Here is a 6,000-nt window from a genome sequence, read left to right on the forward strand (position 1 = left end):
AGCGGTATCGTCGCTGTACATTAGCAGCATCTTGACTAAGGCGCCGGCCGCTCCAGACTCAAAGGCATGGCGCGGGGCATTGGCATCGGTGACGTGGTTGCAATCACGGCCACGGTTCGAAGGCGGGTCACCGAGGACCGCGTAAGCGTCTCTATTCCGTCCTATAACTTCCCGCATTCGATCCGGGATTCTTCCAAGGTCAAGCGAGGCCAGCAAATCGAGCTTACAGGCGAGGTCACGCGCACAGACGAGGAAGGCCGCAAGGTGACCATTGACATGTGGCCCCTGGTGACGATCGACATCGACAAGATCAGGCTGGTGGAGAAATACCGGCCACCGAAGCGCAAGAAGCCCCTGCGGGACATGGTGAATTAGCTCTTTGTATGTAAAAAAGAGATATTGAACATTTTCCGGCAATCCTAGTTAGGACTGATGCCGCGCTATTTCTTCGACTTGTCCAGCAATGGAGAGACCTTCCCAGACCCTGAAGGTTCAGAGCTTCCGAACCTGGAATCTGCGGAGGACGAGGCAGCAAAAACGCTGCTTGAAATCGCAAGAGAAAAGCTGCCCGATGGCACCTACCGCGAGGCTAGCATTCAAGTCCGCGATGAAGCAGGCAACCAGCTAGTGCAGATCGTGGTCAAATTCGAACTGAGCCGCATAGCGGGCATCAGCAGCGCCTAGGTAGGGCGGGAGGAGCTGCTTTCTGACGAGATGGCCCCGTGGCCTACGGCTAGCCGGTCCAACAGCTTACGGGCCGCTGCGATTACACGGCGGGTTTCGCCGATGGTCTGCCGAAGGTCTTCGATGTCTGCGCGGGCGCGGCGCTCATTCAATCGAGCAGTTACTATGTCAAACTTGTCCCAGGCGGAAACCATTTGAAGACCCCTAGCGCTCCCGCAGCTCAAACTTGAGCACTGCGTCTGCGAACGTCTGGTCACTCTCGTCGGGTACCTTCATCACAAACTCTCGATAGGGGCCATCCGGCAGCTTATCTGTGGTGATCTCGACCAAGGCTCTCACCGCCTCTTGTTTTGCAGCTTCGAGATCGGGCAGATCTGTGCCTTCGACGTCGCGGAAGACTTGCCCGGTATCGGTGAAGTCGAAGAAAAAGCGAGGCATCCCTCCAAACACAATAATGCGGGAAAGGTTCATCTTGCTTCACGATTGGCTATGCAGCCGGCGCCCGCCGCTCGAATGCACGCAACCGCTAACGAGCGTGATCTGACGTCCAATGATGTCCGCGCATTTGGTTAAAAACGTACGCCGCCAGACTCATCGCCCTGATCGGCTTAGAGTTACTTCCGAAAGGAGTGCTCTCATGCTGCCATTGCCCCACGTCGTCGATCCAAAGGTAGTTGCTGAGATCAATAGTCTGCTAGCCCATCACGCCGGGGCGGTACCGGTCCCCGTTCACAAACTCGCGGCGGTTGTCCGGCTGCGCCTCAAAAGCCATCTTTCCATCGCGACTATTGAGGAGCTGATCGTCGACGAAGCCGAGTGTCGCCATCTGCCCATGCTGTTCGAACTGCCGGGAACGGAAGCGGCTGTAGTTTCATCCGCTCTGGGTCGTGCGACTTGAAGGTTAGGGGCACGGGCATCGCTGTGTGATTGGCGAACTAGGTCCATTCATATCACAGCGGCCGCTGTTCGCCGCGCCTCGGCTACCAACGCGGCAATCTCTTTGCGCTGCTCGATCGCCTCGCAAGTGAATCGCCAATGGCGGCAGAGGCCATGAGCACTACCTTTGGGCGCGTCAGACCGGCGGTAGGCTCGTTAGGTTTCATCCCCGACCTTGTGAGCCAGGGCGGCCTCCGCAACTTCGCGCGAGAAGCTTGTGGCGTCGCCGCACCTATCCCGGAAACCAGAGCGGAAACCGTGAACTGTGATTTCCGTCTGCTTCATGCGCCGAAGCAGCATCATCATGGCCATATTTGACAGAGGGTTCTCACCGTCACGGGTGAAGATGAATTCCTGTCCCTCCTGCCGTTGCTCGTGCAGGGCTTCCAGAATCGCCAGGGCCTCGATCGATAGCGGAACGGTATGCGGGGCGCCGGCCTTCATGCGCTCTTTCGGCACATTCCAGAGCTTTCCCTTAAAATCGATTTCTTTCCACGTCGCGCCAAACGTTTCGCCGGATCTGGCCACAGTCAGGATTGTGAACTCTAGCGCACGAGCTGCCATCGCCTATGCCTTCCGCAAGCGAGCCGTGAACGCGGGGATTTCAGCATACGGCATTGCCGGCTGATGGCCTCGCTGCAACCGCTGGCGCTTCGGCAAGAGGTTCCGCAAGTTGCCGCGCCATGCCGCCGGGTTCTCTCCCGAGCGCCAGCCCTTCACCTTTGCGAACTCTAGAACGCGCTCGATACGCCCGCGAAGCCTCGATGCCGTCTCGGCTTTGGCCTGCCAGATGGGCGCAAGAACTTCTAGAAGGTCTTCGGTTGTGATTGTCGAAACCCGCTTCGGCCGGATGCTCTCGCAGAAACTGGTGAGCGTCTGATTCCACTGATATTCGTGCTTGTCCGCCATTCGGACTTGATGGTGGCGATGTACTTGTCAGCGCAGTCCCCGAAAGTCGGCTCTGCTCCTTCGCTTTCTCTGCAATTGGATCGCGGCCTTCCTCAACCGCAGACCTGCACTCGGTGGCCTTCGCTCGTGCCTTTGCAAGTGTGACGACGGGATAGGCGCCCAAGCCCATTTCACGCCGCTTGCCGTCACGAGCCCACATGAGTACGGGACGGGGCCGGACAGTGCGAGACAAATAAATCCAGAAGCCCAATATTTTCAAAGAAGCAGGGGACGGTACGGAATAGCTGAAACGCTAGTTAGGTGGACCTCAAGAACAGCTGCGCCAGCGCACCACGAAAACCGGCGGCAGCGCTATGACGAAGTCTTGGGAGGCTCGTCCGTCTCCGGCAAACGATCGCGAATAGCTTCCTCGGTTTTGCTTGCCGTCTTCTTTACCAGTTCGCCGACGCGGTCGACTAGCGTCTCGTCGCCGCTGGCGCCCTGGCGGTCAGCCTCTTCCTTTACGGTCTCATAGGCTTCGGCGGCGACCTGCTTGGCTTGCTCCATGCCAGTCTCGAGGACGACCTCGGCACTCTCACGGAGCTCGTCGCTGTAGCGGCCAAGTTGCTCGTCTTCCGAGGCGGTGTGGGGCAGCATCACACCGATGGCGGTGCCCACGGCGAGGCCGACCGCAGCCATTGCCAGAGGTTCGCGCTGGAACAAGTCCAGCGCAGACTCGCGCGCCTGTGCAGCCGCATCACTAACGCCCGAGGCGACTTGTCCGCCCGTGCTTCTCAACTTTTCTCTGGCCCCGCTCGCAAGGTCTGCAACAGCTTCGGTAGCACCGCCTGCTACCGAAGCCACCGAATCAGCGGCATCTGAGAGCATGGAGCCGCCTCCGGCAGCTTCGCTTTCGGGACCATTGTACTCGCTGCTCGACTCATGCCAGCCCTCGCCGAAGCTCTGCCGGTCGGAGAAATTGCGGGAGCCCCCAGATGGCCTGCTCCGATACGCGCCTGGCGCTGAACTGTCTAGCGAAGTGCCTTTGCCGAGCATGAGCCACGCCAGGCCGGCGCCCACCAATGTAAGGGGCAGGGGATTGTCCCTGACCTGAGCCTTGAGGTTGCTGAGCATGGCCGCCCCCTCACCGGTGAACATCCCGGTGAATTCGTCGATCAGCTGACCCGGTGTCATCTTGCTGCGGATCGAGTCTGCGGTGTCCGTTATCTTGGCTCGGGCAATGTCGGCATCGCGTTCGAGTTCGGCTGAGGATTTGTCGATCATCTTATCTGGTCCTTGATCACGCGTGCGTCGCGCTTGAGTTGGTCTTGCGTGCGGTCGGGCGTCAGCTCCGAGGGAGCCATGCTTGCCGTGCCGGTGCGCAAGAGTATGATCCCCAGTATCGCCACCATGATTCCGACCAGCAGCGAAGACCAACCCGCCCCCAACCCGGCGCTCGCCAAAGCAATTACCAGCGCCTGCAAGAGCACAATCAGGGCGGCGAGCAGGCAAATGGCACCTCCCAGGACCTCAACCGCGCCAGCGCCCGCCTTGGTCACTTTTTCCGAAATTTCAGCCCGCAACAGCCTGCTTTCGGTTTGAAGCAGCGTCGTGACCTGCTGTGCGAGATCCCCCACAAGTGTTGTCAGGCTGCGACTGTCCTGATTGTCGGTCATGGGTTTTGCTCCACCCTTGCATTGGCCCAGTCGTCGCCGGACTGATCGGATCGTAGCGGCGTCGGCTCTAGTGCCTCAGCCGATCGCGAGTTCGAACCCGTTTCGGATGCTTGGCCTGTTCCCGGCTGGACCGGTGTCCCGGTCGAGGCAGATGGTGGCGAGCTCTTGATGAACCGTCCCAGCGCCAGGCCCGCCAATACGGAACCGGCGATCAGCGCCCCCGAGTTGTCGCGGCCGAACGACCGAATCTCACCAAGCACCTCGTCGAACGGTTTATCCTTCAAGGACGACGAAAGCCGCTCGAGCCCGCCTGCGGCGTCAAGGGCCAACTTCGAAGCGGTCCGTTGATCGCTATTGGCAAGATGCTCGCTGGCCGCGCGCAAGGCGCCGCTGAAAGCCTTCAGATTGGCGCTCACGTCGCGCTGCGTTCCCTCCGCCTTGTTGAACAACGCTTCCTTTGCTTCCGAGGCGTAATCGGCGGCTTTCCTAGTGATTTCGTCGCGAGCATCGTGGAGCGCCTCTGTCGCGGTCTGCTTTTCCCGTTGTAGTCTTTCCGAAAGCTCGCTTTTGGCTGCCTCGAAATCGGCCGTCTGACGGCCCTGGTCGTCCTGGTCCTGCATGGTATCTCCTAGTGGAATCCGAGAAAGGAGAGGATCGCAAGCACGATGACGACAAGGCCGATGAGATAAATGACACTGTTCATGGCGCAATCTCCTCCACTGCCCACCGAACTTGCCTGCGCTTTCTGTGTTCCGTTCGAACAGCACTTTTTTGGTAAGCTCCGCCTAACCAGCCTGAAGGGGGCCTTATGCCCACGGCAGTGAGCGCCGTTAGAATGATATCGGCGACCGGACTCCGGTGCGACTAACGGGCATTTCTCTCAGAACAGCAAAGCCGGCGGCGCGGTAGACATCTGCGGAGAACGTCATCACCGTTAACGCGAGGGTAATAGGCCCGTTCCGGCGGATATTCGCTCTGCATGGGGCGGGAATTTTCCGCAAATGCTTTGACTGCGCGTGATCGCAGCATGCCCTGCCTGCGACTCGATTGCTGGGCGAGCTATTACCAGCCAGAAGATCCCGAGTACGGCAGCGAAGGCGGGGAAGCCGAAGGCGACCGACAGCCAGAAAAACCGATGATAGCGCGGCGGCCACGGTGCGCCTGCAGCGGCGGCTTGCGACGCCAGCTTGTGCATCTTTTGGCACCGCTGGCGACCAGCCCTGTCCCTGTGAAGAATGCCCACATCCCGATTGTCCTGACCTAAAAGCTCCTTTCTACGAAGGAACCAAGCCATCGTGGCGGCCGGCCGCGGGGTTGCTCAGCGCCAGCGGAACAACAATTCCTTCCGCCCGTTCAGGTAAGTAGCCCCGTGCGGGACCATCAAGCACCGCAGCGGAAGGTTGCCTCGTTGGACTATATAGGAAAGCAATTTTTATCTGCTGCGACAGGAATCCTTCTTTTCGTAGGTGTCGGAGCGGTCGCCGCTCAGGATGTCATCATTCAGCCTGAGCAGGACACGGTGATCCGGGAGTATGTAAAGAAGAAACCGATAGCATCGCTGAGCTTCCCGGTGTTGAGCTCAAGATTGGCGCCGCTCTGCCCGACACAGTCGAGCTGTACGAAGTCCCGGACGTTCAGTACCGCTATGTAGTCGTTGAGGGACGAACCGTTCTGGTTGACCCAGGTACCCGCAGGATTGTTAAGGTCTAGATTGATTTTTCTACCAAAGCCGATCGTGTCCCAGGGAGTGGTGTAGCTGACGGCTCGGTCGCCGCGCTCTCCGGCATGGGGCCGGGGTGATCAGCGTGCCACGGCT

General features: G+C 59.4%; 10 protein-coding genes and 2 pseudogenes. 4 read left to right on the forward strand and 8 right to left on the reverse strand.

All coding sequences use genetic code 11. The annotated features are described in order from the left end of the window. The first annotated feature begins 66 nt into the window (after positions 1 to 66). Both NKI70_RS28970 and NKI70_RS28975 read left to right on the forward strand, forming a co-directional pair. Positions 67 to 375, forward strand: a complete 309-nt coding sequence (locus NKI70_RS28970; protein ID WP_352694271.1) for a hypothetical protein — start codon at positions 67 to 69, stop codon at positions 373 to 375. Positions 376 to 432: 57 nt separating this feature from the next. After that, positions 433 to 684, forward strand: coding sequence for a DUF6894 family protein (locus NKI70_RS28975; protein ID WP_352694273.1), 252 nt, complete (start codon positions 433 to 435; stop codon positions 682 to 684). Between the two features lie 204 nt (positions 685 to 888). On the opposite strand, the gene NKI70_RS28980 is transcribed toward NKI70_RS28975, so the two are convergent. Next, complete coding sequence (locus NKI70_RS28980; protein WP_352694275.1) at positions 889 to 1,155, reverse strand: DUF6894 family protein; 267 nt, start codon at positions 1,153 to 1,155, stop codon at positions 889 to 891. Positions 1,156 to 1,321: 166 nt separating this feature from the next. Here NKI70_RS28980 and NKI70_RS28985 point away from each other — a divergent pair, with 166 nt between their 5' ends. Then, on the forward strand, positions 1,322 to 1,582 hold the full coding sequence (locus NKI70_RS28985) for a hypothetical protein (protein WP_352694276.1): 261 nt from the start codon (positions 1,322 to 1,324) through the stop codon (positions 1,580 to 1,582). A gap of 194 nt (positions 1,583 to 1,776) precedes the next feature. Here NKI70_RS28985 and NKI70_RS28990 read toward each other — a convergent pair whose 3' ends face one another. The 7 genes and pseudogenes from NKI70_RS28990 to NKI70_RS29020 all read right to left on the reverse strand — a co-directional run bounded on the left by NKI70_RS28990 (position 1,777) and on the right by NKI70_RS29020 (position 5,478). Beyond that, complete coding sequence (locus NKI70_RS28990; protein ID WP_352725716.1) at positions 1,777 to 2,184, reverse strand: tyrosine-type recombinase/integrase; 408 nt, start codon at positions 2,182 to 2,184, stop codon at positions 1,777 to 1,779. Between the two features lie 3 nt (positions 2,185 to 2,187). Continuing rightward, a complete protein-coding gene (locus tag NKI70_RS28995; protein WP_352725724.1) occupies positions 2,188 to 2,529 on the reverse strand; it encodes a phage integrase central domain-containing protein in 342 nt (113 codons plus the stop codon). 118 nt (positions 2,530 to 2,647) lie between these two features. Then, positions 2,648 to 2,728: pseudogene (locus tag NKI70_RS29000) on the reverse strand (hypothetical protein); the annotation flags it as partial. A gap of 152 nt (positions 2,729 to 2,880) precedes the next feature. After that, entirely contained in the window at positions 2,881 to 3,792 is a 912-nt protein-coding gene (locus NKI70_RS29005) for a hypothetical protein (protein ID WP_352694279.1), read from the reverse strand. After that, entirely contained in the window at positions 3,789 to 4,184 is a 396-nt protein-coding gene (locus tag NKI70_RS29010) for a phage holin family protein (protein WP_352694281.1), read from the reverse strand. Before NKI70_RS29010 ends, NKI70_RS29005 begins: the two co-directional genes overlap by 4 nt. Beyond that, positions 4,181 to 4,951 (reverse strand): hypothetical protein, encoded by a 771-nt coding sequence (locus tag NKI70_RS29015; protein WP_352725718.1) that lies wholly within the window; start codon positions 4,949 to 4,951, stop codon positions 4,181 to 4,183. Before NKI70_RS29015 ends, NKI70_RS29010 begins: the two co-directional genes overlap by 4 nt. 167 nt (positions 4,952 to 5,118) lie before the next feature. Then, positions 5,119 to 5,478, reverse strand: a complete 360-nt coding sequence (locus tag NKI70_RS29020; protein ID WP_352694285.1) for a DUF2269 family protein — start codon at positions 5,476 to 5,478, stop codon at positions 5,119 to 5,121. A 123-nt stretch (positions 5,479 to 5,601) separates the two neighbouring features. Between NKI70_RS29020 and NKI70_RS29025 the strand changes: the two are divergent. Further along, positions 5,602 to 5,894: pseudogene (locus tag NKI70_RS29025) on the forward strand (DUF1236 domain-containing protein). Positions 5,895 to 6,000 lie beyond the last annotated feature (106 nt).

The sequence above is a fragment of the Mesorhizobium sp. M0500 genome, from assembly GCF_040321165.1.
In the GTDB taxonomy this organism is placed as follows: Bacteria; Pseudomonadota; Alphaproteobacteria; order Rhizobiales; family Rhizobiaceae; genus Mesorhizobium.